This window comes from Streptomyces sp. (genome assembly GCF_036524955.1).
In the GTDB taxonomy this organism is placed as follows: Bacteria; Actinomycetota; Actinomycetes; order Streptomycetales; family Streptomycetaceae; genus Actinacidiphila.
Genome location: NZ_DATDBG010000117.1, coordinates 63,813 through 89,049, shown reverse-complemented (window position 1 = coordinate 89,049; position 25,237 = coordinate 63,813). Strand labels below are relative to the sequence as shown.

Here is a 25,237-nt window from a genome sequence, read left to right as displayed (position 1 = left end):
CCGCACCGCGCTTCCGCTCGAACTCGGCGTCATCAGCAGCGCGGTGGGCACCTGCGACCAGGCGCGCGCCGGGCCCCACCAACCTGAGCGGCGTGCACGGCCACGTGCTCAACGTGAGCACCGGTCCCCGCAGCCGCAAGCTCCGTCACGCCCGGGCCTGCCTGGACGCGCTGCTGCACTGGTTCGCCACCGACACCCAGGCCCGGGTGGTCAACCTCAACCCCACCGCCCACGGCCTGGCCCTTTACCGCTCCCTCGGCTTCGACGCTCCGTGCCACCCGGCCCTGCGGCTGAAGATCACCGCTCAGGCGACGGCACGGCGCCTCGCCGAGGGCCCCGGCACGTGCGGTGGCTCCCGTGGACTCGCCCCACTGGAGCACGCGCCGGCCCTTTCCGGCGCGGACCACGCGCCGGGAATAGCTGCGGAGCGGGCCACGTTCGATTGGTTGAACAATCAATCAAAGAGGGTGGTGGAGAGAGATGCAGTTCGGAATCTTCACAGTCGGCGACGTCACTACGGACCCGACCACGGGGCGGACGCCCAGCGAGCACGAGCGGATCAGGGCGATGGTGACCATCGCGCAGAAGGCCGAGGAAGTGGGCCTGGACGTCTTCGCGACCGGCGAACACCACAATCCGCCTTTCGTACCGTCGTCTCCTACGACCATGCTCGGTTACATCGCCGCGCGCACCGATCATCTGATCCTCTCCACCTCGACCACCCTCATCACCACGAACGACCCGGTGAAGATCGCCGAGGACTTCGCGATGCTCCAGCACCTCGCGGGCGGGCGCGTTGACGTGATGATGGGACGAGGCAACACCGGCCCCGTCTACCCGTGGTTCGGCAAGGACATCCGCGAGGGCATACCGCTGGCCGTCGAGAACTACGCGCTGCTGCACAAGCTGTGGCGCGAGGACGTCGTGGACTGGGCGGGCAAGTTCCGTACGCCCCTGCAGTCGTTCACCTCGACGCCGCGCCCGCTCGACGGCGTGCCCCCGTTCGTCTGGCACGGCTCGATCCGCAGCCCCGAGATCGCCGAGCAGGCCGCGTACTACGGTGACGGCTTCTTCGCGAACAACATCTTCTGGCCCAAGGAGCACTTCAAGCGGCTGATCGGCCTCTACCGCGACCGGTACGCGCACTACGGTCACGGCACGCCCGAGCAGGCGATCGTCGGCCTCGGCGGACAGGTGTTCATGCGCAGGAACTCGCAGGACGCGGTGCGTGAGTTCCGGCCGTACTTCGACAACGCGCCGGTCTACGGGCACGGCCCGTCACTGGAGGAGTTCACCGAGCAGACGCCGCTGACCGTCGGCTCGCCGCAGGAGATCATCGAGAAGACGCTGACGTTCCGGGAGTCGTTCGGCGACTACCAGCGGCAGTTGTTCCTGGTGGACCACGCCGGTCTGCCGTTGAAGACCGTGCTGGAGCAGCTCGACATCCTCGGCGAGGAGGTCGTACCGGTGCTGCGTGAGGAGTTCGCCAAGGGACGGCCGGCGCAGGTGCCGGACGGGCCCACCCACGAGGCGCTGGTCGCCCGCCGGGACGCTGAAGTGCTGGAGGCGCACGCATGACGAAGAAACTGGTCGTTGTCACGGCCGGGCTGAGCAAGCCGTCCTCGACCCGGCTGCTCGCCGACCGCCTGGCGGACGCCACCCGACGGCGCATCACCGGGGACGCGGATGTCGACATACGGGTGATCGAGCTGCGGGAGCTGGCCACCGAGATCGCGCAGAACATGGTGACCGGCTTCCCCGGCCCGCACCTGCGGGACGCCGTGGAAGCGGTGACGGCCGCGGACGGTCTGATCGCCGTCACCCCGGTCTTCACCGGCTCCTACAGCGGCCTGTTCAAGTCGTTCTTCGACGTCATCGACAAGGACGCGCTGGCCGGCACCCCGGTGCTGATCGCGGCGACCGGTGGCACCGCCCGCCACTCCCTGGTCCTCGAACACGCGATGCGACCGCTCTTCGCCTACCTGCGGTCGGTGGTCGTACCGACCGCGGTCTACGCGGCCTCCGAGGACTGGGGCACGGGCGGCGGCGACGCACTGGCAGGGCGCGTCGACCGCGCCGCCGCCGAACTCTCCGCCCTGATCGAGGCCCGGCCGTCCCGCTCGGCGGTCGGCGAAGAGGTGGTGCCGTTCGCCCAGCAGCTCGCGGCGTTGGCCGTTGAAGGGTGACTTTCACGGAGTCGGATTGACGACCGAGACGACCGAGCGGAGTGTGAGGTGACGAGCGCGGGGTTGACGTCGGGGGTGACCGGGGGCCAACCGGGTGACCGCCGCGATGGGGTGACCACCACGGCGCGGTGACCGCCGCGTGCGGATGACCGCGACAGCGGGGGGACTGCGACGGCTGAACGCTCACGGCGCCGTCACCCCCGCGGCGCGGGGCGGACGCCGGTCCCCAAGGAACTCGATGACGGCCAGCGTCGCGACCGTCACCACCCCGATCCAGCAGGTGACCAGAACGGTCGGATACGGCCACAGCACCAGGACGACGGCTCCGACCAGCACCGCACCCCACCGCAGCGCACACCGGCAACGGTGCACCCACGCCCCCAGCGGACCGGTGGACGCGAGACCTGACGCCGCCCGTGCCGCGGCGATCCCCAACACCCACATCCTCCTGGCCCGCAACGCCCACCGCCCGGGCCCGCTCAGCCACGCACCGAGGGCGACGACGATTGCCAGTACGACAATCGTCCGTACGTTCACTTGCAGAAAACGTACGATCTGGTCATAGACCGCACCCGCGGCCCGGCTGTTCGCATGCGCAGACAGATGCTCCAGATAAACGATGCGGAACAGGGCGAGGCCGGTTCCGAACACAGCCACCCCTGCCGCGATCGCCAGCGCCGCCGCCACCAGCGCGCGGCGGCGGCGCACGGCGAGCAGGACGCCGGCGTCGGCGAGGACCACGGTGAGAGGTGGCAGCCAGTTCCCGGCGAGCCGCAGCACCCGGAAAGCAGCCCTGACCTGCTCCGCGTCCCGGGACTTCACCAGGGTGAATTCCGTGGGCACCGGGGGGACGCGGGATGCTACGGCGAGTCCCCGCTCGACCAGTTGCCGATTCACCCGGGCGACGACGGGTGCCAGGTCCAGCACGACCGCGTTGTCGCGCAACCGCACGGCCGGGTCGTTGTCGCCGGAGATCGCACCGGTGACCGCGGTGTGCACCTCGCGGTTGAACTGCTTCCACACGGCGGCGAAGCTGTCGCCGGCCACGAATGCCGCCACCGTCTCCCGTACGAAATTGCGCACACCCCGGGTTATCGGTCCGCTGGCCCCACCGAGCGCGGCCGTCAGCCGCGCCCGGTCGGCGGCGGCCATGCCGGACAGCAGGGCGTCGAGATCGACCTTCGTCATGATGGCGTCGGTGGCCCGATCGGTCACGGCAGCCTGGACATCGGGATCCGACGCGAGCGGCGCCATCGTCGCCACGTAACGGTCGGTGACACCGATCTCGTCGGCCACCCAGACGGCGATCGCGCTCAGCGGGGCGAGCACGGCGGCGGCGGTGATCAGCAGCGCGGAAAGGAATACGCGGAGCCGCCGCCGCAGGCCGCTGCGGTTGCGCGGAGCGACCACCTCGGCCGGCTTGTCGCCGTTGGGCGGCCCGGAGGGGGACGACGCAGGCTCGGGGCCGGGCCCGGAGCGGGCGCCGGTGCCGTCCGAGCTGTCGCCACGCACGTACTCCCTCCTCCTCACCGAGCGGTCCGATCCTGTGATCATCAGAAAAAGACGACGGGGACCGATCCGCGCGCGGTGTTACTGCGTACGGGGTAGGGGTGACCACCCGAACATATGGGCACACGGGCGTACCGGGGGTGACCGACCGAGTCGGACTACACCCGTACGTGGCGGTGTGCTCATCGGGTCACGCCATACAGGTGACGACATGTTAGTCATATCGAATGGACGGTTACTGATCGTTGTGTTGGTGCTGCACGCCCGGTGAAGTGCGGGTCGCGCGGCGGTCAGGTCCACGAAGGGCGCACCACGTGAACACTCGTCTGCCGCTGGGTGGGGCCGACCACTCCGTGACCGTCATCGCCACCAGGGACGGTCGTCCGATGGCGGTCGCGGTAGCTCTTCCGTTCATCGGATCAGCAGCCAGGGGCGGGGTGATGAAGGGAGTGGCCGCTACCGCGCCCGGCACGGGGACCGGACTCGGCGCCAGCACCCCGGCGCCGCTCCAACCCGCCGGCCTGGCCCACCCGCCCAGGCACCCGCGCCGCCGCCGACCCGACGTGAGCCGCGCGCCCAAGGGACCGGTCCGGGACCATGAATCCCGGATCGGCCCCTCACCCGCAGGCGGGCCCCTCCCAGAACCCCACGGCGGGTGTCTCTCGCTCTCCCGTTTGGCGGGCCCGCCGAGATGCGCCTAGCGTGGTTCAGGGGGCGCAGGGGACGCGCAGTCGCGCAAGGGAGACCACACCATGGTCCGTAGCACCCACGGCCCGTCCACGACCCCGGAGCTGAGCCGCAGCCAACAGGAGCCCGGCCGCGGCGGCGAAGCAGGCGCCCCGGCCCACCGGTGGTGGGTGCTGTGCATCATCGGAATCGCACAGCTCATGGTGGTCCTGGATGCGACGATCGTGAACATCGCGCTCCCCTCCGCGCAGCGGGAGCTCGGATTCAGCGACGGCGACCGGCAGTGGGTGGTGACGGCGTACGCGCTCGCGTTCGGCTCGCTGCTGCTGTTCGGTGGTCGGCTCGCCGACCTCATCGGCCGTAAGACCACCTTCCTGATCGGCCTGATCGGCTTCGCTGTCGCATCGGCGATCGGCGGCGCTGCGCCGAACTTCGAGATCCTGGTGATGGCCCGCGCGCTGCAGGGCGCCTTCGGCGCGGTGCTCGCCCCCTCCGCGCTGTCGCTGCTGACCACGTCCTTCACCGACCCCAGGGAACGGGGGAAGGCATTCGGCATCTACGGCGCCATCGCCGGCGCCGGCGCGGCAGTCGGCCTGCTGCTCGGCGGCCTGCTCACCGAGTACCTCGACTGGCGATGGTGCCTGTACGTCAACCTCATCTTCGCGTTCGCAGCGTTCGCCGGCGGCCTGCGGCTGCTGCGACCGGGAGCGCCGTCCGACCGGCCCGGCCTCGACATCCCCGGCACGGTCGTGGTCTCCGCGGGCCTGTTCTGCATCGTCTACGGTTTCTCCAACGCTCAGCAGCACGCATGGGGCGCGATCAGTACCTGGGGCTTTCTGCTGGTCGGCGTCGTACTGCTCGTCGCCTTCGTCTGGTGGCAGCGGCGCGCCGTGCATCCGCTGCTGCCATTGCGAGTGGTGGGCGACCGTGACCGCGGGGCGTCTTTCCTTGCGATGTTCATATCGGGCGCCGGGATGTTCGGCGTGTTCCTCTTCTTGACCTATTACATGCAGCGCACGCTGCTGTACTCGCCGGTGAAGACCGGTGTCGCGTTCCTTCCGCTCGTCGCCGTGCTCGTGGTGACATCGATGACGACCACCAACGCGCTGGTCCCCCGGTTCGGCGCCAAACCGATCGTGCCCACCGGCATGTTGCTGTCCGGTGGCGCGATGGCCTGGATGACCACTCTCGACCGCGACAGCACCTACGCCGCTCACGTCATGCCGCCGCTGCTCCTGCTGGGCCTCGGCCTGGGTCTGATCTTCGCCACCTCCTTGAACCTGGCCACCGCCGGAGTGCGCGCCCATGACGCCGGGGTGGCCTCAGCACTCGTGAACACCAGCCAGCAGGTTGGTGGTTCCATCGGCACCGCCCTGCTCAACACCCTCGCCACCAGCGCCGCCACCCACTACCTCTCCGGCAAGCGCCCCACGCCTGCGGTCGTCGCCCAGGCCCAGTTGCACAGTTACTCCACCGCCTATTGGTGGTCCGCCGCCTTCTTCACCTTCGGGTTTCTCATCACCTTTCTGCTCTTCCGCCCCGGCGTCCCTCGCGCCCCGGAGGCCGCGCCCGAGGAGAGCGCGACGCCGGCCGCCATATGAGGCAGTGGCTCTGCCCGGACCGTACGGGGGTCGTTCTCGTGGACGGTGGGGCTGGAGACCGTGCCGCCGGATGACGTTTGGCCTACTCGGTTCAACGGCTCCACGCTTATTATGTGATGTACATCACAAGCGTGACGGGAAATGTCGGGGGACTCACTCGCCGTTTAATCCGATGAGATGCGAAACGGGGAGTTGCTCTCCGCTTCGATGCCGGCCGTTCATACGATCGCGACCAGTGGAAAGGAGCCCGCCGTGACGCTCGATGCCGCCCCCGCTGACAGGCCGCGCACCGTGCGGCTGCGCGCGGACGCCTCCCGAAACCGCGAACGGATCGTATCCGCCGCTCGCGTGGCACTCGTTGAATGCGGCCCCGACGTGCCGCTGGACGAAGTGGCCCGCAGGGCGGGCGTCGGCAACGCCACGCTCTATCGTCACTTCACCGACCGCACCGAGCTGATCCGCCAGGTGACCCTCTCGGTGATGACGAGCACCGCCCAGCGAGCCGAGGACGCCCTCACCGAGGAGCCCGACGCCTTCTCCGCTCTGCGCCGCTTCGCCTTCGAGTCCGTCGAAGAACGCATCGGTGCCCTGTGTCCCATGCTGTGCAAAGCCGTCGAGTACCGGGGCCCCGCAGCTCTCGTCCAGCTCGAACGGCTCGAGAGCGCCCTCGGTACGATCATGGACCGGGCCCAACGCGCCGGCCAGCTGCGGGGCGATGTCGCCGTCGGTGATCTGATGATCGCACTGACGCAGCTCACCCGGCCGCTACCCGGCACCGACTGCATCAGCATGGACACCTTCATTCACCGTCACCTGCAACTCTTCCTCGACGGGCTGCGCGCCCCTGCGGGGTCGGTGCTCGTGGGGACCGCCGCGACCCTGGAGGATCTGCAGGCGAGCAATAAATAGATCGCTAGTCACATCAGTCGGGTTATAGCGTTGGCAAGTTCGCCAAGTCAGCCCAGCTCACCAGTGCGATGAGCGTACGACCCAGCGAAGCCCGAACCGCCGATCAATACCGAGACCCGAGAACCCAACCGACGTCAGAGAAGACCGCTCGTCCTCCCGGACGCCGGCACAGGATCCAGGACCCCGATCCACGGCCGGACCTCTCGCTGACATGCGTCCCCACGTCCTGTCACTCCGCATCCACTAGTGAGACCACGCTATGCCTGAAACGCTCCAGCCCGATCCGAAGCGCTGGACAGCGCTGACATTCATCGCGATCGCGCAGTTGATGGTCGTCCTCGACGCCACCGTCGTGAATATCGCACTGCCGTCCGCCCAGGCTGACCTCCACATATCCGACGGCAACCGCCAGTGGGTCGTCACCGCCTACACCCTGGCCTTCGGCGGCCTCCTGCTCTTCGGTGGCCGGGTGGCGGACCTGTGGGGACGTAAGAACACCTTTATCGTCGGCCTGCTCGGCTTCGCCGCGGCCTCCGCCGTCGGCGGGGCCGCAGTCAACACCGCCATGCTGCTCGGCGCCCGCGCCCTCCAGGGTGTCTTCGGCGCCCTCCTCGCGCCTGCCGCGCTGTCGCTGCTCGCGGTGATGTTCACCGACGCCAAGGAACGCGCCAAGGCGTTCGGCATCTACGGCGCCATCGCTGGCGCCGGTGCGGCCGTCGGCCTGATCCTCGGCGGCGTCCTCACCCAGTACCTGAACTGGCGCTGGGCGCTGTTCGTCAACATCGCGTTCGCTGTCGCCGCCGTCCTGGGTGCCATCTCGTCCATCCACGAGCCCGCCGAAGGCCGCAACCCCAACCGCCTCGACATCCCCGGTGTGATCCTCGCCAGTGCAGGTCTGGTCGCGCTCGTCTACGGCTTCAGCCGCGCCGAGTCCGACGGCTGGGCAGCTGGTGTGACCATCGGACTCTTCATCGCCTCCGTGGTACTGCTCGCCGCGTTCGTCGTGGTCGAAGGCAGGGTCAAGGCCCCGCTGCTGCCGCTGCGTGTCGTCACTGAGCGCAATCGCGGTGGTGTCTATCTGTCGCTGGGTCTTGCGATCATCGGAATGTTCGGCCTGTTCCTCTTCCTTACGTACTACCTGCAGATGGTCATGGGCTACTCGGCCCTCAAGTCGGGCTTCGCCTTCCTGCCAATGGTCGCGGGCATGATCGTGGGCTCCACTCAGATCGGCGCCCGGCTCATGCTGCGCGTCCGCCCCCGGCTGCTGATGGCCCCGGGCTTCCTGGTCGCCGCGATCGGCATGGCCATCCTGGCGCAGATCAAGGTCGACTCAAGCTACGCCGTCATCCTGCTGCCCGGTCTGGTCCTGATGGGTCTCGGCATGGGTACGGCGTTCATGCCGGCGATGAGCCTGGCCACGCACGGAGTGAGGCCGGAGGACGCGGGTGTCGCGTCCGCCATGGTCAACACCTCGCAGCAGGTCGGCGGCTCCATCGGCACCGCCCTGCTGAACACCCTCGCGGCCAGCGCGACCACCTCGTGGGTCGGTTCGCACCTGAAGAGCCCGGCCGACCTCAAGAACCGGCTGTTCGTCAATGAGGCCGCGGTGCACGGCTATTCCGTCGCTATCTGGTGGGCCACGGTGATCCTGCTCGCCGCCGCGGTCCTCGCCTTCGTCCTGGTCGATACCCAGGTTCAGAACACCCGGGAGCGCGCCGACGGCGATGAGTCGGTCGAGGACTTCGCGGTCCCGGTCATCGCGCACTGACGCGACGGCCGTGTGATCGTATGGTCCTACGAGATGGCGTAGGACCATACGAACAACGGCCAATCCGGCAGTCCCCCGATTACGACAGCAGGTCCCCACCCCCTCCGGGTCACACGGAAGGGTGGGGACCTCTTGTTTGTCCTATCGACGCAGATCGGCACTGGGGGCATGGGAACCCGGCACGTGCGCCTTACAGGCCCTGCGGCCACTTGTACGAGGTCGGCACCTGCACCTTGTCACTCGCCGCACCGTAGACGACGGCGATCTCGTCGTGCGCCCCCAGCTTCAGGGAGGTGGGGTCACCTGTCTGCTCCTTGCCATTGACGTACACGTGCAATTCCTTGCCGCTGCCGGTCTTCAGCGGCCCGAGTGCGTCCTTGCTGATCGGTACGTTCCACTCGGTCATGAACTGGCCCAGTGTGAAGTCGGCCTTCACCGGGGACTCGACGTGCACGATCCCCGACGTGTCATGCGTGTGCAGCGGGCTGATCTGCTGCTTGACGAGATCGACGCCGATCTCCGCCGGCACCGTCACCACCTTGCCGTCCACGTACACGTCCAGGTGACTGTGGATGTGCAGCACCTGACCCTCCTCCCCGAGCATCGGCAGCCCCGCCGCCTTCACCCGCGCCGAGGCGTCTGCGGGCGCGGGCCACGAGACGGACGAGGCGGCCGGCTTGTTGTCGGCCGGGGCCGTCGGGGAGCCGCCCGAGTCCTTGCTGTCCGAGCCGCACGCGGCAAGGGTCACGGCGCCAACCAGGACGGCCGCGGCGATCGCGATGCGTCGTTTCTGCATGAGGTGGGGTGTCTTCCTGTTCAGCCGAGCTGGATGGAACGCTTGGCGAGCCCCATCCAGAAACCGTCGATAATGCTGCGCTGACTGCCGAGTTCGGACTCTGCGGCGCCGAGCGTAACGAACAGCGGAGCGAAGTGCTCGGTCCTCGGGTGAGCCAGCCGCCCGGCGGGCGCTGCATGCTCGAAGTCCAGCAGCGCGTCGACGTCCTGTGCGTCCAGGGCGCGCTGCCCCCAGTCGTCGAACTCCGCCGACCAGCTCGGCGTCCGCCCACCGGCCTGCCGCAACGCCGCCAGGTTGTGTGTGAAGAACCCGCTCCCGACGATCAGCACACCCTCGTCCCGCAGCGGCGTCAGCCTCCGCCCCATCTCCAGCAGCCGTTCCGGCTCCAGGGTCGGCATCGACACCTGCAGTACCGGGATGTCCGCGGCCGGGAACATCTCCGCCAAGGGTACGTACGCCCCGTGGTCCAGGCCGCGGTTCGGAACGTCCTGTACGGGATGGCCGGTGCCGCGCAGCAGCTTGCGTACGTCCTCGGCGAGTGTGGGCGCGCCGGGCGCCGCATAGCGCACCTGGTAGTAGTGCTCGGGGAAGCCCCAGAAGTCGTACACCAGCGGCACGGTCGTGGTCGCGCCGATCGCCAGTGGGGCCTCCTCCCAGTGAGCCGAGACGATCAGTACGGCCTTGGGGCGAGGCAGGTCGGTCGCCCAGGCGGTCAGCTCGCCGGGCCATACGGGGTCGTCCGCGAGAGGCGGGGCGCCGTGTGAGAGGTAGAGCGCGGGCATGCGCTCCGGGGCCGTGGTCATCGCACACCTCCTTGAAGTTTCAATCATACGCCATCGGGCCCCGTCGCTCGCGAGGTGACACCCCCACCTGCCGGAACCCGAACCGCCAGCGGATGCGTGCCGACGCCTCATTCGGGAGGGTGACGCCGGCGTACCCGCGGTGCATGTTCACTCTCAAGCGCCTCGAAAGGCTGCTTGTAGAGCAATGTGCCGATACCACGGCCGTCCGCGTCGGGTGCCAGGTAGATGCTTGCCGCGGCCGACCTGGCATAGCGCATACGCGGCCTTCACATGGAACGGGCTGCTGGCCGCGTGGCCGGGGATCCTGTCCGAGAGGCCGGGGGGCCGGGCAATCAGGAGACTGTGCGGGCCGTCTTCCGGATGGGAGAGCAGCCACGGCCGACACTCGTCGGGAGTAATGGGGGCGAAGTCGAATGTGATCGGCGTCTCACGGACGTAGGGGTTGTAGATGTTGGTCAGTGCGGCCAGGTCATCCTCTTTGCCCGGACTGACCTGCACTTCCATACGTTCTGGCATCAAACGACCTCACTGCGTGGCGGGACAGGGTACTGCATGATCATAAAAAACAGGTGACGACATGGGAATTGTGTCCGGATTCCAGTCGTTATCCCGATCGGATGGGGCAGCCGAAAGTCAGGAGCCGCCGACGGTGGTAACCGACGCGGCAGCCTGATCCGACCGAGACCGACCGCACTTTCGTAAGGGAGCACGCATGGCAACCCGTGCCGTCGCCCGTCGTCAAGCAGGCGGGACCAGCAGCGTTCGCGCCGCAGGCGGGGAAGTCGCCGACCGCGACCTCGTCGGCATGTACCTGGACGAGATCGCGCGCACACCGCTGCTCGATGCCGCCCGGGAGGTCGAGCTGTCCCGGGACATCGAAGCCGGCGTCTACGCAGAGCGCATACTTGCCGCCGACGTCGACCTGCCCGCCGACGCGGGCGGCGACGCCAAGCGCGAGGAGCTGGAAGCCGTCGTCGCCGCCGGCGAACGCGCCAAGGACATCTTCATCCGGTCCAACCTGCGCCTCGTCGTCGCTGTCGCCCGTCGCTACCCGCGCAGCGGCCTGCCGCTCCTCGACCTCATCCAGGAGGGGAACGCGGGGCTCGTCCGCGCTGTCGAGAAGTTCGACTACGCCAAGGGCTTCAAGTTCTCCACCTACGCGACCTGGTGGATCCGCCAGGCCATCACCCGGTCCATCGCCGACCAGTCCCGTACGATCCGGCTGCCCGTGCACCTTGTCGAGGAACTGGGCCGGATCCGGCGTGTGCAGCGCGAGTTCAGCCGTGAGCACGGGCGCGACGCGGAACCGGTGGAGATCGCCGTCGAGCTGAGCTCCACCGCAGAGCGTGTCGCCGACGTTCTGGACTGGGCCCGCGACCCGGTGTCCCTCAACATGTCGGTGGACGCCGAGGGCGAGACCGAGTTCGGCGACCTGGTGGAGGACGGCGCCGCGCCGTCCCCGGAGGACTCCGTGCTCGTCATGCTCCGCCGAGAGGAACTGGACGGGCTGATCGACCGCCTGGACGACCGCACCGCCTCCATCATCCGTGCCCGCTACGGCATCGTGGACGGTCGCGAACGCACCCTCACCGAGGTCGGCAAGGAGCACGGCCTCACCCGCGAACGCATCCGCCAGATCGAGAAGCACGCCCTCGCCGACCTCAAGCGCATGGCGCGGGGTACAGGACTCGAGTACGAAGCCGCGTAGAAATGATTCCGGGCCCATGGTGGCCCCCTCCAGACCCGAACCCCGGTGCATCCCCCCGTGCCGGGGTTCGGCTTGTCCCGCACACTGGGCACGGTGCGGGGTGAGACGCTGCGCCCCATGAACGACGACACGGGGCCCTCGCGTAAGGCGCCCGCAGACAGGGCGGGCAGGGCCGGACCGCACGCGGAGGAACCGCACGAGGAAGGCCTTGGCACCCGGCTGAACTGGCTGCGGGCTGCTGTCCTCGGCGTAAACGATGGTGTCGTCTCCACCGCCGGGCTCGTCGTCGGCGTGGCCGGGGCCACTGACTCCCGCTCGGCGCTGCTCACCGCAGGCCTCGCCGGGTTGCTGGCGGGCTCCTTGTCGATGGCGGCGGGTGAATACGTCTCCGTCAGTACCCAGCGCGACTCCGAACAGGCTGCCCTCGCCCTGGAACGCGAAGAGCTCGCCACCACCCCGCAGGCCGAACTCGACGAGCTCGCCGGCCTCCTCCAGGACCGCGGCATCAGCCACGACCTCGCCCGCGAAGTCGCCGAACAGCTCACCGAACGCGACGCACTCGGCGCCCACGCCCGCGTCGAACTCGGCATCGACCCCGACGAACTCGCCAACCCCTGGCACGCCGCGTGGGCCAGTTTCATCTCCTTCACCGCCGGCGCGCTGCTGCCCCTGCTCGCGATCGTGCTGCCGCCGCCGGACTGGCGGCTACCTGTCACCGTCGTGTCCGTACTGATCGCGCTCGTCGGCTGCGGCTGGGGCAGCGCCCGTCTCGGCAACGCACCAGCCCGCCCCGCAATCATCCGCAACGCAGCCGGCGGCGCCATCGCGATGACAGTGACTTACGCGGCCGGCGCGCTGCTGGGTGCTACCGGTGTGTGACCGATACGCCTTCACGCCCGCTTCCCAAGCGCGAGGTCACCCGGCCCTCCGCCTCGGGCAGCAACACGCCAGCGCAACGGCGACCGCACGCACCAGCCCGGCCCGCAGCGCTGCGTGCGAGCCTGCGACGTTGCAGGTCAGAACGGCCAACACGGTTACGGGGAGAATGAGTTGCTGCACCACGTCGCGCCTGGAGTGCCGAGAGTGAAGCAGTCAAACAGACCGCGGCGCGCAGCGCCGTTATCCTCGCCCGACGGAACCCGGCTCCCCGGCTGGCGGATTACGCCTGTCACGGGGCTCCGATCGGCTTCGGCCCGTCCAATGTGCCCGTGGTCAGAAACCTTTCCACGCGCTCCAGGTACGGGCCGATGTCGATTCCCTGCGCGGTCAGCCAGTCGTCCGCGTAGTACTTCTCCACATAGCGCTCGCCCGGATCGCACAGCAGGCCGACCACGCTGCCCTGCTCACCGCGCTCACGCATCTCGGAGATGATCCGGAACGCCGCCCACAGACCGGTTCCGGTGGAGGCGCCCGCCCGGCGTCCCAGGAGGCGCTCCAGGACGCGTACGCACGCGATCGACGCCGCGTCCGGGACCCGCATCATCCGGTCGATCGCTCCTGGTACGAAGCTCGGCTCCACTCGCTGCCGCCCGATACCCTCGATCCTCGAGCCCGTGCCGGTCGTCGCCTGCGGGTCGCCGTCGCGCCATCCCGGGAAGAACGCCGAATTCTCCGGATCGGCCACGCAGATCCCGGTTGTCGCCTGTGCGTACCGTACGTAGCGGGCCAGCGTCGCCGATGTGCCCCCCGTCCCCGCCGTGGCCACGATCCAGCTCGGCACGGGATGACGCTCCGCGGTCATCTGCCGGAAGATCGACTCCGCGATGTTGTTGTTGCCCCGCCAGTCCGTCGCCCTCTCCGCGTACGTGAACTGGTCCATGTAGTGGCCGCCCGTTTCCCGGGCCAGCCGCGTCGCTGTCTCGTACACTCCGGACGGGTCGTCCACCAGGTGGCACCTGCCGCCCTGGAACTCGATCAGCTCGACCTTCGCCCGTACCGTCCCGCGGGCCATCACGGCCACAAAGGGGACACCGATCAGTCGAGCGAAGTAGGCCTCCGAGACAGCCGTCGACCCGCTGGACGCCTCGATCACCGGACGACCCGGTCGGATCCATCCGTTGCACAGGGCGTACAGGAACAGTGAGCGGGCCAGGCGATGCTTCAGCGAGCCCGTCGGATGTGTCGATTCGTCCTTCAGATAGAGGTCGACGCCCCAGTCCGCCGGGAGCGGCACTGACAGCAAATGGGTATCTGCGGACCGATTGGCGTCGGCATGGACCTTCGCCACAGCCTCGCTCAACCAGCGGCGGTACCCTGGATCGCTTCGGTCGATGTCCAGTTCCTCCGCGTCCAGGGCCGGTGGCGCGGCGGGCGGGGTCTGCTCGGTTCTGTGCATGAGGCCAGGTATATCCGCTCGACTGCCTCAAACGGACACTTGAGGTATCTCCGTACACCGGCTTGGACGCGGGCAGCGAACCTGCGATGGCTCGGCGGTCGTACTCTGGAGGCATGACCACCGTCCCCGGCCCGGAAAGCCCGCTGGGCGCCGACTCCGTCACAGAAACCGGCCGTGAAGATCCGCCGGTCGCAGCCGAAGCCGTGCTCTCTTCTCCACGTCCCGCGCCGACCGCCGGACTTGTCTTCGACGACCCGCTGGACCGGCCCTCGGCTGACGACTCCGACCGCGGCTGGGGGGAGGGGCTCTCCGGGGTCGGAACCATGGACGACGACTTCGCCCGCTTCCTCAACGAGAAGCCGCCCCACCACCTCTGAATCCGCGTCGTATTCCGATCAGAACGTTCCGGCCCGTCTGCCGCCGCCGGGAACGCCGTCCCGACGACGCCACCGAGTGGTTCCCGGTACCGGCGCGCGGCGCCACCGGAGCGTCGCAGATGTCGCGCCGTAGTGTGATCTCCTCGACTTCGGCCGCCTTCTCCTTCACCTCCGCTGGCTTCCTCTAGGCCGCCTGCCGCGCCAGGTAGCGAGACATCGGCAGGACCATCGGGAAGTACACGACCGCCGTGACCGGAAAGGTCGGGCTCGCGCTCACCACCGAACCCCGCTGGATCCGAACGCCAGCTACCAACTCGCCCTTGTCGTTCACCGTGCACCGGCTTTTGAGACAGGACGAGTACCCAGCGAGGTCCCTCATACCGAATGCTCCGACGAGCGGGTTGCTCGCGCCGTTGATTACCGAGTTCACGACGTCGGTGAACGCCGCACCGATGACGATCGCGACCGCCGGATCGATCACGTTCCCGCGTATGACGAATTCCTTGAACCCTGCCACCAGGCGCGGCTTGCTCGTGTCGGTCATCGAAGTGCCTCTCACCGGAGGCCGGTGTGTCGGAACGATGGGTTCCGCCATCCGGGACAGTCGGGGATCGTGGTGTCCAATCCCCTTCCACGAACGGCTGATTCAGCACAACGTCACCGCCAAGGGCGACGACGCCGCAGCTCCGGAGAGCGCGGCGGCCGTACCGCGCGGCACGGCGAGTACGACCAGTGCGCCGCTCGCCTGGCTGCCCTCGGGGAGATCGACGGCAGGAGAGGGCACGGGCCGTCCTGGCAATGCGACCACGGTGACACCCGTGGCCACGATCCGTGCCCTGGCCAGTACGTCCACGCGGTCGCCGGGGTGGAGCAGCGCCACGACCGCCGCGTCCGCGATGCGTACCGGCGCTTTGACGAGATCGCGGGCCATGTGGTGGACGGCGGCGGTCGCAGGGCCACGGGGCGCGGCCGACGGATGCCGGGGCGCGGCACCTTGAGCGGCGGACGCCGCCAGTACCGCGGCCGTCACTGTGAGCAGGGCCGCTACCGATCGCCCCCTACGCCGTAACGCCCGGCGCAGGAGGCGTCTGCTGCCCCGGCCGCCTGCCCGAATCGGTGGGAAGGCAGGCACGTCACAGCGCGGTGGCGTATACGGCTGGGGCGCGGTGAGACCGGGGCCACCGGCCATGGTGGATCCCCCCTCTGGAGAGGAGGACAGGGCTGAGGGCGAAGAGGGAACGAACGCATGCACGAGAACACCGCCTGACACGAGAGGGGACGACCGCACACCAGTCGACGCATCCACCATCGCGCATCTCCCGGACAACCCCGGGAGCGCTGTGGACAACCCGGCGGTTGTGGAAAAACCGGCCGCCCGCAAGCGTGAACGGTCAACGGCTCACACTCCCCCCGCCGGGTCTGCGTGCCCCGCTACGGCAGAGAGATTCCCGGATCCTGTCCACCCAGTGGATTCACGCACAGACAGTTCCGCTCGTCGCTGTCCGGCAGTGCGCGGATCACGTTGAAGAGCACCCCGCGCAGGCGCCCGACGTTGGCCGCGAACACCTCCAGGACCTCCTCGTGAGAAACGCCCTCGCCGGTGTCGGCGCCCGCGTCCAAATCGGTGACCAACGTCATCGACGTGTAGCAGAGTCCGAGTTCGCGGGCGAGCACCGCCTCGGGATGCCCCGTCATCCCGACGACCGACCAGCCCTGCGCCGCGTGCCACAGCGACTCGGCGCGGGTCGAGAAACGCGGCCCCTCGACGACGACGAGCGTCCCGCCGTCCACCGCCTCCCACCCGCCGATCCGTGCCGTATCCACTGCCGCCCGCCGCCCCACCGGGCAGTACGGGTCGGCGAACGTCACATGAACCACGTTCGGCACCTTGCCGTCGGCTCGCGGTTCACCATCGAAGTACGACTGCGCGCGTGACTTAGTGCGGTCCACGAGCTGGTCGGGCACCAAGAGGGTGCCGGGGCCGTAATCGGCGCGCAGGCCGCCGACCGCACACGGACCGAGTACCTGGCGTGCGCCGACCGAGGCGAGCGCCCACAGGTTGGCCCGGTAATTGATCCTGTGCGGCGGCAAGTGGTGTTTGCGGCCGTGGCGCGGCAGAAAGGCCACCCTGCGGCCGGCCACGTCGCCGATGAACAGCGAGTCGCTCGGAGGGCCATAGGGCGTGTCGACCGTGATTTCCATCACATCATCAAGAAATGAATAAAAGCCTGACCCGCCGATGACGCCGATCTCGGCTTGTACCTGTGTCCCACTGCTGCTCTGCACCATGCGCTCACCCTATTCCGGGCACAGGAACGCTATGAACCCCCGTCGCCGAAACGACGGGGGCTCAGGATCTTCGGCCGCCGGAGGAGCGTCAGGTGCCGCTCATGCCGCCGAGGTGCTGCTCGAAGACGAGGATGACGTGCCGGACGAAGAACCCGACGACGTGCTGCTGCTGTCGGAGGACTTGGTGTCCGAGGTGCTGCCGCTCTTGGCCGCCGGGGTGCTGGCTGAAGACGAGCCGCGGCTGTCGGTCCGGTAGAAGCCGGAGCCCTTGAACACCACACCCACGGCCGAGAAGACCTTGCGCAGGCGTCCGCCGCAGTTGGGGCATACGGTCAGCGCGTCGTCGCTGAACTTCTGCACCGCCTCGAGGCCCTCGCCGCACTCGGTGCACTGGTACTGGTACGTCGGCACTTGCTCCTCCTGGCACTCTCACTCGTTGAGTGCTAACGAGCTTCAATAGTGCAGTATTTCCAGCCGCCAGTCCACCGCGACCGGCGGACGGTGACTGATCACACTCGGGACCACTACGTGCGAGGGTGACATCAGCCGCCCGTGCAGCCCTCTGAGCGCCGCCAGACCTGCGTGGTGTCGAAAAGTGGCACGACAACCCGCGTGCGATCCCACCCGATCGGGTGAGCAGCCCGGCCGTCGTAATTGCCACTGTCTGACCGAATCCGACCGATCCTTACAGTCAGGCTATTGCTTCGGTGCGGTGCCGACGCTACCCAGGCATCGGCCTGAGCACAGTCGGCGATCAGAACAGGGGACGACGCACGGGTCTGTTGTCCGGGCGAGCGCGCCCAGCAGGCCCGGCGTGCACCAGGCAACTTCGTGCACAGGTCGGCTAGGAGCGTGGTCATCGCTTTCCCCATGTTCTAGTGCTCGCCCAGCCACCCCGCCAGCTTGCCGCCCCGCCCCACCGCCCGCAGTCGGTTCTCCGCGGCGTCCCGTACCGGGTCGGTGGCCACGACGAGCAACTCGTCGCCCCGCCGCAGCACGGTCGTCGGCAGTGGGACGAAACTTGTGCCGTCACGTACCACAAGGGTGACTGCCGCGCCGGCGGGCAACCGCAGTTCGTCCACCTCGACGCCGTGCATACGAGAGCCGTCCGGGATGGCGACGGACAGCAGGTGGCCCTGGAGCCGTTCCAGGGGGGCGGATTCGATGCCGAGGTCGGCGGCGTCGCTCGCCACACCCTCGCCGAGCCGCAGCCACTTCGCCAGCCAGGGCAGCGTCGGACCCTGCACCAGTGTGTAGAAAATCACAAGTACGAAGACGATGTTGAAGATCCGCCTGCTGTCGGCGACGCCGGCCACCATCGGAATGGTGGCGAGCACGATAGGCACCGCGCCCCGCAGTCCCGCCCACGACATCAGCGCCTGCTCACGCCAGAGCACCCGAAACGGCAGCAGGCTGATCACCACGGAAGCGGGCCGCGCGACCACCGTGAGGAACAGCCCGATGACAATCGCGGGCACGATGTCGTCACCGAGTTCGTGCGGGGTGACCAGGAGGCCGAGGAGCACGAACAGGCCGATCTGCGCGATCCAGCCGAGGCCTTCGGCGAAACCGCGGGTCGCCGGCCGGTGCGGCAGCTTGGCGTTGCCCAGCACGAGGGAGGCGATGTAGACGGCGAGGAAGCCGGAGCCGTGCGCGATGGCGCCGGCCGCGTACGCGCCGACGGCGATGGCCAGTACGGCGATCGGATAAAGGCCGGAGGCGGGCAGCGCCACCCGTTTGAGACCGTAGGCGCCGACCCACCCGATCGCTATGCCGATCGCCGCGCCGATCGCCAGTTCCAAGGCCACCTCGCCGACCAGCTCGTACCAAGGAGCGACGGGACCCGTGGCGGAGAACGCCACCACCAGGATCACCACCGGTGCGTCGTTGAAGCCGGACTCGGCCTCGAGGACGCCGATCACCCGCTTCGGCAGCGAAACGTTTCGCAGTACGGAGAACACCGCGGCGGCGTCCGTCGACGAGACCACCGCACCGATGATCAGTGACTGGCGCCATTCGAGTCCCACCAGGTAGTGCGCGGCACCTGCTGTGATGAACACACTTACCAGGAGGCCGACCGTGGAGAGCACGGCGGCGGCCGGCATCACGGGTTTGATCTCCTCCCACCTCGTGCCGAGCCCACCTTCGGCCAGAATCACCACAAGTGCGGCGTAGCCCAGCACCTGGGTGAGCTGAACGTCATCGAAGGTGAAGCCGAACAGGCCGTCCTGCCCGATCGCGACGCCGATGCCGAGGTAGATGAGCAGCGTCGGCAAGCCGCTGCGCGAAGCGAGCCGCACAGCGACGACAGCGACCAGGAGCACCGCGGTGCCGATCAGCAGGATCTCGTTGAGGTGGTGGACAGTCAGGGGGTTGGTCCTTTCAACTTCGTTGCCTTACCTAATATTTTACTCTCTCTTGACGTTCCATGGTCCACTTCATGGTCACCCAGACGCCGCGTCCGACGGCAGCAAAGCGTGCGCCTATGGTTGCCCTTGCACAACGAGCACCATGATCACCGGTCCGCCCTGCCCCTCGAAGGACAGCGATGCCCGCACGGAAGAAGTCCCGCCGAGTACGCCTCATCGTGATCGCGATCGTGCTGCTGCTGGTGGGGGGCGCCGGATACGGGTCGTACTGGAGCGTCAGCACGGTGCGCGCCTCCTTCCCGCAGACCTCCGGCTCCCTGAAGCTCAAGGGCCTGTCCGCGCCGGTCGACGTCAAGCGTGACGGTAACGGCATCCCGCAGATCTACGCCGACACCGCGGCGGACCTCTTCCGCGCGCAGGGATTCGTCCAGGCGCAGGACCGCTTCTACGAGATGGATGTGCGCCGCCACCTCACCTCCGGGCGGCTGTCGGAGATGTTCGGCAAGGGACAGGTCGAGACCGACGCCTTCCTTCGCACCCTCGACTGGCACGGCGTCGCCCAGCGGGAGTACGACAGCAAGCTCGGCCCCGGCACGAAGAGGTACCTCCAGGCGTACACCGACGGTGTCAACGCGTACTTGAAGGACCACAGTGGCGCGGCGCTCTCCGTCGAGTACGCGGCCCTGTCCTTCCGGAGCAACTACAAACCGCAGCCCTGGACGCCGGTCGACTCCGTTGCCTGGCTCAAAGCGATGGCATGGGATCTGCGAGGCAACATGCAGGACGAGATCGACCGTGCCCTGATGACCAGCCGCCTGAGCCAGGCGCAGATCAAACAGCTCTACCCGGCATATCCGTACAGTCGCCATCATCCGATCGTTCACGGCGGGTCGGTCAATCGGATCAGCGGACGGTATGAACCGGCAGGATCGGGTGGGCCGCAGGGCCTCAACAGGTCCGTGGGCAGCCAGCTCGCCGGTATTTCCCAGATCATCGACCGGATGCCGGCGCTCCTCGGGCCGAGCGGCAGCGGCATCGGCTCCAACTCCTGGGTAGTGTCGGGGAAGCACACGACCACCGGTCAGCCGCTGCTGGCCAACGACCCGCATCTGGCACCGCAGCTACCGTCGCTCTGGTATCAGATGGGCCTCCACTGTCGCACACTGACCGAGGCCTGCCCGTTCGACGTCGCCGGTTACACCTTCTCGGGGATGCCCGGTGTGATCATCGGCCACAACCAGAACATCGCATGGGGCATGACCAATCTCGGCGCCGACGTCACCGACCTCTACCTGGAGAAGGTCAGCGCCGGTACGTATCTCTACGGCGGCAGGCAGAAGCCGTTCAAGACCCGCCAGGAAACCATCAAGGTGGCCGGCGGGAAGGATCGTACGATCACCGTTCGCTCGACCGACAACGGCCCGGTGATCTCCGACCGGAGCGACGAGATCCGCAACGTGGGCCAGGCCGCACCCGTCGCCGATCCACCGGGCGGCGTCAACAGCGGGTACGCGGTCACACTGAAGTGGACCGCACTCAACCCGTCGAACACCATGGACGCCGTCTTCGAACTGGACCGGGCGAGGAACTTCAAGGAATTCCGTGCCGCCGCATTCCACTTCGCCGTCCCGTCGCAAAATCTGATCTACGCCGACACCCAGGGGCACTTCGGCTACCAGGCGCCCGGCCAGGTCCCGATCCGCGCCAAGGACGTGGACGGCACCTACCCGGTGCCCGGCTGGGACCCGCGCTACAAGTGGACCGGATACATCCCGCCCGGGCAGATGCCGTACGCATACGATCCGGCGCTCGGCTACATCGTCACCGCCAACCAGGCGGTCATCGATCAGCGCACGTATCCGTACCTGCTGACCAGCGACTGGAGCTACGGAACCCGCAGCCAGCGGATCAACGACCTCATCGCGTCCAAGATCAAGGACGGTGGCAAGGTCTCGATGGACGACATGCAGTCGATGCAGAACGACGACAGCAGCGAGATCGCAAGGCTTCTCGTTCCGTACCTTCTGAAGATCGACATCAAGAACGACAAGGGTGACTACGTCCGCCACGCACAACAGCTGCTTGAAGGATGGGATTACAAGCAGGACGCTGACTCCGCCGGCGCCGCGTACTTCAACGCCGTGTGGCGCAACGTCCTCAAGCTCGCATTCGGCAACAAACTACCCAAGGAACTTCGCCCGAAGGGCCAGTGTCTACGGGTGCCGCCCGTCGGGCAGACCGGTCCCGTCGACGACCTGGACGGCAACAACGGCGCTGTCCAGGAGTGCGGCGAGCGTGATGCGGACGAGGCGCAGCCGGACGGCGGCGACCGGTGGTTCGAAGTGGTCCGCAGTATCATCCAGGTCCCGGACAACCCCTGGTGGACGATGTCCCCGACCGCCTTCTTCACCGGCGACACGAACAAGGCACACCACAGCACCCGTGACCGGTTGCTCGAGCAGGCCATGAAGGACGCCCGCTACGAGTTGACCGCGAAGCTCGGCAAGGACATCGGCACCTGGAGCTGGGGTCGGCTCCACAAGCTGGACCTGAAGAACCAGACGCTGGGGACCGATGGACCGGGCATCGTGAAGTGGATACTCAACCGCGGCCCCTGGCAGCTCAGCGGCGGCGAGGCTGCCGTCGACGCGACCGGCTGGAACGCGGCCGGCGGCTACGACGTCGTGTGGGTCCCGTCCATGCGCATGGTCGTCAACCTCCAGGACCTGGACAAGTCCCGCTGGATAAATCTCACCGGTGCCTCGGGCCACGCCTACAACGCGCACTACACCGATCAGACCGGGAAGTGGGCCAACGGTGAGTTGCTGCCCTGGTACTTCACTGATGCCCGGGTGGACGCGGCGGCGGAGCAGAAGATGGCGCTCACACCGTAATCGCGCACATGGAGCTTGAAGACGTCACCAGGTGCACGGAAGCGACGCCTGGTGACACAAAAACCGCACCAAATGTGTCGCAAAACGTCACCTCGTGAAGCGGTGCATCGCCGCAGGCGTGATCGCGGCGTCCACGAGGTGGTCGTGCGGCTCGCGCGGCACCGATTCGACCACCTCGTGCGCGTACAGCAGGAGGATGAACGGCGGAGGGGCGCCCATCCGCCGCAGTCGTGCGAGGACGCGGTCGTACGATCCTCCGCCGCGTCCCAGCCGGGCGCCGTGTGCATCCACCGCGAGCCCCGGAAGCAGCAGGACATGCGCCTCGGTGATGCTGTGGGGGCCGAGGCGTTCGCCGGTGGGTTCCAGAAGACCGCGGGGAGTGCGTTCCAGCGTGCCCGGGCCGCGGTACTCGGCCCAGTCCAGGTCGTTGTCGGCCAGCAGGACCGGCAGCAGGACGCGGGTACCGGCGTTCCGCAGGGCGCCGATGAGCTGCCGAGTGCCGGGTTCCGTGCCCATGGAGAGATAGGCCGCGACGGTCCCGGCGGTTGCCAGCTCCGGCAGGTCACGTACTCTCTGCCCCAACGCCACGCTCGCCGCCTGGCGTTCGTCGGCGGTGAGGCCGCGCCGGGCCTTCAAGAGGTGGGCCCGCAGTTCTGCCTTCCGCGCTCGGGCGTCGCTCATAGCACGCACAACGGTCGCCTATCCGTCACAATCAACCAGTCTTTCATCTTCCGCACATACTTGACCGCTATGGTGCACGTCATGATGCAATCACGTACTCGGATCAGCAAAGCTGTCATCCCTGCGGCCGGACTCGGCACGCGCTTCCTGCCGGCGACCAAGGCGACGCCCAAGGAGATGCTGCCGGTAGTTGACAAACCGGCGATCCAGTACGTCGTCGAGGAAGCCGTTTCCGCAGGGCTGTCGGATGTCTTGATGATCACCGGCCGCAACAAGCGGCCGCTGGAAGATCACTTCGACCGCAACTACGAGCTCGAAGAGGCGCTCACCCGCAAGGGTGACGAGTCCCGCCTCGCCCGGGTGCGCGAGTCCAGTGAACTCGCCACGATGCACTACGTGCGTCAGGGGGACCCCAAGGGTCTCGGACATGCCGTGCTCTGCGCCGAACCGCACGTGGGTGACCTACCTTTCGCCGTGCTCCTGGGCGACGACCTCATCGACCCCCGCGACCCGCTGCTCGCCCGCATGATCGACGTCCAGGAGCGGCACGGCGGCAGCATCGTCGCCCTCATGGAAGTCGACCCGTCGCAGATCCACCTCTACGGTTCCGCCGCGATAGTGCCCACCGACGAGGAGGACGTGGTCCGCGTCACCGACCTCGTCGAGAAGCCCGAGGTGAGCCAGGCGCCGTCCTCGTACGCCATCATCGGCCGTTACGTCCTCGACCCCGCGGTCTTCGAAGCCCTCAAGAAGACCGAACCCGGCAGGAACGGTGAGATCCAGCTCACCGACGCCCTGCGCGAGCTGTCGCGCCGCGACGACAGCGGCGGACCGGTGCACGGCGTCGTCTTCGGGGGGCGCCGTTACGACACCGGTGACCGCGGCGACTATCTGCGGGCGATTGTCCGACTGGCGTGCGAACGTGATGACCTCGGGCCCGATTTTCGGACCTGGCTGCGTTCGTACGTCACCGAGGAGATGCAAGAGTGAGTCACGGCGCCGACCGCGTATGGTCCGTCACCGAACATCTGGAAAGCATCCTGGGGCAGCTCACCCCGCTGGACCCGATCGAGCTCCAACTGCTCGACGCTCAGGGATGCGTACTGGTTGAGGACGTCACGGTGCCTGTCGCACTGCCGCCGTTCGCGAACAGTTCCATGGACGGATACGCGGTTCGGGTCGCCGACGTGACGGCCGCGACGCGCGAGCACCCCGCTGTACTGGACGTGATCGGTGATGTCGCGGCCGGCAGTGGCGCGTTGCCGACTGTGGGACCCGGTCAAGCCGCCAGGATCATGACAGGCGCCCCGCTGCCGCCCGGCGCCGAGGCGGTCGTGCCGGTCGAGTGGACCGACGGCGGTACCGGGCAGGGGCCCGTCACCGGCATGGCTCCGAGTAGCGCCGACCCGGCGGGGGCGAGCGGTGAGGTGCGCGTGCACCGGCCCGCGGAGGCCCGTCAGTTCGTACGGGCCCGCGGCAGCGATGTCGCCGCGGGCGAACTGGCGCTCGCGGCCGGCACCGTGCTCGGCCCGCCACAGATCGGACTGCTGGCCGCGATCGGCCGCGGTACCGTCACCGTACGGCCGCGTCCGCGGGCGGTGGTGCTCTCCACCGGGAGCGAACTCGTGCAGCCGGGCGACCCCCTCGGTCCCGGCAGCATCCACGACGCCAACAGCTTCGCGCTCACCGCCGCCGCGCGTGCCGCCGGTGCCATCGCGTACCGGGTCGGCGCCGTCGCCGATGAGGTCGAGACGCTGCGTGCCACCATCGAGGACCAGCTCGTCCGCGCCGACATCATCGTCACCAGCGGTGGGGTCAGCGTCGGCGCGTACGACGTGGTGAAGGAGGCACTGTCGACGCTCGGCGACTCCTTCGGGCAGGACGCGGAGGGTACCGCCGGGCACGTGGAGTTCCGGAGGCTCGCCATGCAGCCGGGTAAACCGCAGGGCTTCGGCCGGATCGGCCCGGACCGCATTCCGCTGCTCGCCCTGCCCGGTAATCCTGTCAGTGCCTACGTTTCCTTTGAGCTGTTCGTCCGACCGGCGATCCGCACGCTGATGGGTGCAGGCGCCGTTCATCGGGAAGTCGTACGAGCTGTGTGTGCGACGGCGGTCGAGGGGTCACCGGAGGGCAAGCGGCAGTTCCTGCGCGGGCGATATGACCGTACGACCGGTACGGTCACTCCTGTGGGTGGCTCCGGCTCTCACCTGGTGAAGGCGCTCGCACACGCCGATGCGCTGATGGTCGTACCGGAATCGGTCACCTCGGTCGCTGCGGGCGGCGAAGTCGACGTCATCCTGCTGGACTAGAACCGCGGACCCCGGG

General features: G+C 68.1%; 21 protein-coding genes and 1 pseudogene. 11 read left to right on the top strand and 11 right to left on the bottom strand.

The genetic code is table 11. From position 1 onward, the window contains the following. The first annotated feature begins 480 nt into the window (after positions 1 to 480). Entirely contained in the window at positions 481 to 1,578 is a 1,098-nt protein-coding gene (locus VIW71_RS10135; protein WP_331621748.1) for an LLM class flavin-dependent oxidoreductase, read from the top strand. Then, a complete protein-coding gene (locus VIW71_RS10130; protein ID WP_331621747.1) occupies positions 1,575 to 2,186 on the top strand; it encodes an FMN reductase in 612 nt (203 codons plus the stop codon). The genes VIW71_RS10135 and VIW71_RS10130 overlap by 4 nt, the downstream gene beginning before the upstream one ends. A gap of 183 nt (positions 2,187 to 2,369) precedes the next feature. On the opposite strand, the gene VIW71_RS10125 is transcribed toward VIW71_RS10130, so the two are convergent. Further along, on the bottom strand, positions 2,370 to 3,698 hold the full coding sequence (locus VIW71_RS10125; protein ID WP_331621746.1) for a hypothetical protein: 1,329 nt from the start codon (positions 3,696 to 3,698) through the stop codon (positions 2,370 to 2,372). 749 nt (positions 3,699 to 4,447) lie between these two features. Between VIW71_RS10125 and VIW71_RS10120 the strand changes: the two genes are divergently transcribed. From VIW71_RS10120 to VIW71_RS10110, 3 genes are all read left to right on the top strand, one after another. After that, positions 4,448 to 5,983: an MFS transporter gene (locus VIW71_RS10120; protein WP_331621745.1), complete on the top strand. Its 1,536-nt coding sequence runs from the start codon at positions 4,448 to 4,450 to the stop codon at positions 5,981 to 5,983. A gap of 207 nt (positions 5,984 to 6,190) precedes the next feature. Then, positions 6,191 to 6,892 carry a TetR/AcrR family transcriptional regulator gene (locus tag VIW71_RS10115; RefSeq protein WP_414720717.1) on the top strand — a complete coding sequence of 234 codons (702 nt, stop codon included), beginning with the start codon at positions 6,191 to 6,193 and terminating at the stop codon, positions 6,890 to 6,892. Positions 6,893 to 7,151: 259 nt separating this feature from the next. Next, positions 7,152 to 8,660, top strand: coding sequence for an MFS transporter (locus VIW71_RS10110; protein ID WP_331621743.1), 1,509 nt, complete (start codon positions 7,152 to 7,154; stop codon positions 8,658 to 8,660). 190 nt (positions 8,661 to 8,850) lie between these two features. Here the strand turns inward: VIW71_RS10110 and VIW71_RS10105 are convergent, their stop codons facing one another. The 3 genes and pseudogenes from VIW71_RS10105 to VIW71_RS10095 all read right to left on the bottom strand — a co-directional run. After that, positions 8,851 to 9,456, bottom strand: coding sequence for a hypothetical protein (locus VIW71_RS10105; RefSeq protein ID WP_331621742.1), 606 nt, complete (start codon positions 9,454 to 9,456; stop codon positions 8,851 to 8,853). Positions 9,457 to 9,476: 20 nt separating this feature from the next. After that, positions 9,477 to 10,259: a dioxygenase gene (locus VIW71_RS10100; RefSeq protein ID WP_331621741.1), complete on the bottom strand. Its 783-nt coding sequence runs from the start codon at positions 10,257 to 10,259 to the stop codon at positions 9,477 to 9,479. Between the two features lie 61 nt (positions 10,260 to 10,320). Next, positions 10,321 to 10,775: pseudogene (locus tag VIW71_RS10095) on the bottom strand (GNAT family N-acetyltransferase); the annotation flags it as partial. 196 nt (positions 10,776 to 10,971) lie between these two features. Here VIW71_RS10095 and VIW71_RS10090 point away from each other — a divergent pair. Then, a complete protein-coding gene (locus tag VIW71_RS10090; protein ID WP_331621740.1) occupies positions 10,972 to 11,967 on the top strand; it encodes a sigma-70 family RNA polymerase sigma factor in 996 nt (331 codons plus the stop codon). A 117-nt stretch (positions 11,968 to 12,084) separates the two neighbouring features. After that, positions 12,085 to 12,846 carry a VIT1/CCC1 transporter family protein gene (locus VIW71_RS10085; RefSeq protein WP_331621739.1) on the top strand — a complete coding sequence of 254 codons (762 nt, stop codon included), beginning with the start codon at positions 12,085 to 12,087 and terminating at the stop codon, positions 12,844 to 12,846. Between the two features lie 289 nt (positions 12,847 to 13,135). Here the strand turns inward: VIW71_RS10085 and VIW71_RS10080 are convergent, their stop codons facing one another. Then, on the bottom strand, positions 13,136 to 14,302 hold the full coding sequence (locus VIW71_RS10080) for a PLP-dependent cysteine synthase family protein (protein ID WP_331621738.1): 1,167 nt from the start codon (positions 14,300 to 14,302) through the stop codon (positions 13,136 to 13,138). A gap of 113 nt (positions 14,303 to 14,415) precedes the next feature. Between VIW71_RS10080 and VIW71_RS10075 the strand changes: the two genes are divergently transcribed. Next, complete coding sequence (locus tag VIW71_RS10075; protein ID WP_331621737.1) at positions 14,416 to 14,679, top strand: hypothetical protein; 264 nt, start codon at positions 14,416 to 14,418, stop codon at positions 14,677 to 14,679. A gap of 184 nt (positions 14,680 to 14,863) precedes the next feature. Here the strand turns inward: VIW71_RS10075 and VIW71_RS10070 are convergent, their stop codons facing one another. The 5 genes from VIW71_RS10070 to VIW71_RS10050 all read right to left on the bottom strand — a co-directional run bounded on the left by VIW71_RS10070 (position 14,864) and on the right by VIW71_RS10050 (position 19,337). Further along, a complete protein-coding gene (locus tag VIW71_RS10070; protein WP_331621736.1) occupies positions 14,864 to 15,223 on the bottom strand; it encodes an MscL family protein in 360 nt (119 codons plus the stop codon). Positions 15,224 to 15,325: 102 nt separating this feature from the next. Continuing rightward, entirely contained in the window at positions 15,326 to 15,610 is a 285-nt protein-coding gene (locus VIW71_RS10065; protein WP_331621735.1) for a hypothetical protein, read from the bottom strand. Between the two features lie 500 nt (positions 15,611 to 16,110). Beyond that, a complete protein-coding gene (locus VIW71_RS10060) occupies positions 16,111 to 16,968 on the bottom strand; it encodes an S-methyl-5'-thioadenosine phosphorylase (RefSeq protein WP_331621734.1) in 858 nt (285 codons plus the stop codon). Between the two features lie 99 nt (positions 16,969 to 17,067). Next, positions 17,068 to 17,379 carry an FmdB family zinc ribbon protein gene (locus VIW71_RS10055; protein ID WP_331621733.1) on the bottom strand — a complete coding sequence of 104 codons (312 nt, stop codon included), beginning with the start codon at positions 17,377 to 17,379 and terminating at the stop codon, positions 17,068 to 17,070. 464 nt (positions 17,380 to 17,843) lie between these two features. Next, positions 17,844 to 19,337 (bottom strand): potassium/proton antiporter, encoded by a 1,494-nt coding sequence (locus VIW71_RS10050; RefSeq protein ID WP_331621760.1) that lies wholly within the window; start codon positions 19,335 to 19,337, stop codon positions 17,844 to 17,846. Between the two features lie 179 nt (positions 19,338 to 19,516). Here VIW71_RS10050 and VIW71_RS10045 point away from each other — a divergent pair, with 179 nt between their 5' ends. Next, the gene (locus VIW71_RS10045) at positions 19,517 to 22,231 is read left to right on the top strand and encodes a penicillin acylase family protein (RefSeq protein ID WP_331621732.1); all 2,715 of its coding nucleotides are present in this window, start codon (positions 19,517 to 19,519) and stop codon (positions 22,229 to 22,231) included. An 87-nt stretch (positions 22,232 to 22,318) separates the two neighbouring features. Here VIW71_RS10045 and VIW71_RS10040 read toward each other — a convergent pair whose 3' ends face one another. Next, the gene (locus VIW71_RS10040) at positions 22,319 to 22,912 is read right to left on the bottom strand and encodes a 5-formyltetrahydrofolate cyclo-ligase (protein WP_331621731.1); all 594 of its coding nucleotides are present in this window, start codon (positions 22,910 to 22,912) and stop codon (positions 22,319 to 22,321) included. Positions 22,913 to 22,993: 81 nt separating this feature from the next. Here VIW71_RS10040 and galU point away from each other — a divergent pair, with 81 nt between their 5' ends. Together galU and glp are read left to right on the top strand one after the other, a co-directional pair. Continuing rightward, positions 22,994 to 23,902 (top strand): UTP--glucose-1-phosphate uridylyltransferase GalU, encoded by a 909-nt coding sequence (gene galU, locus VIW71_RS10035; RefSeq protein ID WP_331621730.1) that lies wholly within the window; start codon positions 22,994 to 22,996, stop codon positions 23,900 to 23,902. Then, positions 23,899 to 25,221, top strand: a complete 1,323-nt coding sequence (gene glp / locus VIW71_RS10030) for a gephyrin-like molybdotransferase Glp (RefSeq protein ID WP_331621729.1) — start codon at positions 23,899 to 23,901, stop codon at positions 25,219 to 25,221. The genes galU and glp overlap by 4 nt, the downstream gene beginning before the upstream one ends. Positions 25,222 to 25,237 lie beyond the last annotated feature (16 nt).

Bases quoted from the DNA above. Each gene is read 5' to 3' on its own strand.
- VIW71_RS10135 (WP_331621748.1), top strand. From the start codon at position 481: ATGCAGTTCGGAATCTTCACAGTCGGCGACGTCACTACGGACCCGACC.
- VIW71_RS10130 (WP_331621747.1), top strand. From the start codon at position 1,575: ATGACGAAGAAACTGGTCGTTGTCACGGCCGGGCTGAGCAAGCCGTCC.
- VIW71_RS10120 (WP_331621745.1), top strand. From the start codon at position 4,448: ATGGTCCGTAGCACCCACGGCCCGTCCACGACCCCGGAGCTGAGCCGC.
- VIW71_RS10115 (WP_414720717.1), top strand. From the start codon at position 6,191: ATGCCGGCCGTTCATACGATCGCGACCAGTGGAAAGGAGCCCGCCGTG.
- VIW71_RS10110 (WP_331621743.1), top strand. From the start codon at position 7,152: ATGCCTGAAACGCTCCAGCCCGATCCGAAGCGCTGGACAGCGCTGACA.
- VIW71_RS10105 (WP_331621742.1), bottom strand. From the start codon at position 9,456: ATGCAGAAACGACGCATCGCGATCGCCGCGGCCGTCCTGGTTGGCGCC.
- VIW71_RS10100 (WP_331621741.1), bottom strand. From the start codon at position 10,259: ATGACCACGGCCCCGGAGCGCATGCCCGCGCTCTACCTCTCACACGGC.
- VIW71_RS10090 (WP_331621740.1), top strand. From the start codon at position 10,972: ATGGCAACCCGTGCCGTCGCCCGTCGTCAAGCAGGCGGGACCAGCAGC.
- VIW71_RS10085 (WP_331621739.1), top strand. From the start codon at position 12,085: ATGAACGACGACACGGGGCCCTCGCGTAAGGCGCCCGCAGACAGGGCG.
- VIW71_RS10080 (WP_331621738.1), bottom strand. From the start codon at position 14,302: ATGCACAGAACCGAGCAGACCCCGCCCGCCGCGCCACCGGCCCTGGAC.
- VIW71_RS10075 (WP_331621737.1), top strand. From the start codon at position 14,416: ATGACCACCGTCCCCGGCCCGGAAAGCCCGCTGGGCGCCGACTCCGTC.
- VIW71_RS10070 (WP_331621736.1), bottom strand. From the start codon at position 15,223: ATGACCGACACGAGCAAGCCGCGCCTGGTGGCAGGGTTCAAGGAATTC.
- VIW71_RS10065 (WP_331621735.1), bottom strand. From the start codon at position 15,610: ATGGCCCGCGATCTCGTCAAAGCGCCGGTACGCATCGCGGACGCGGCG.
- VIW71_RS10060 (WP_331621734.1), bottom strand. From the start codon at position 16,968: ATGGTGCAGAGCAGCAGTGGGACACAGGTACAAGCCGAGATCGGCGTC.
- VIW71_RS10045 (WP_331621732.1), top strand. From the start codon at position 19,517: ATGCCCGCACGGAAGAAGTCCCGCCGAGTACGCCTCATCGTGATCGCG.
- VIW71_RS10040 (WP_331621731.1), bottom strand. From the start codon at position 22,912: ATGAGCGACGCCCGAGCGCGGAAGGCAGAACTGCGGGCCCACCTCTTG.
- galU (WP_331621730.1), top strand. From the start codon at position 22,994: ATGATGCAATCACGTACTCGGATCAGCAAAGCTGTCATCCCTGCGGCC.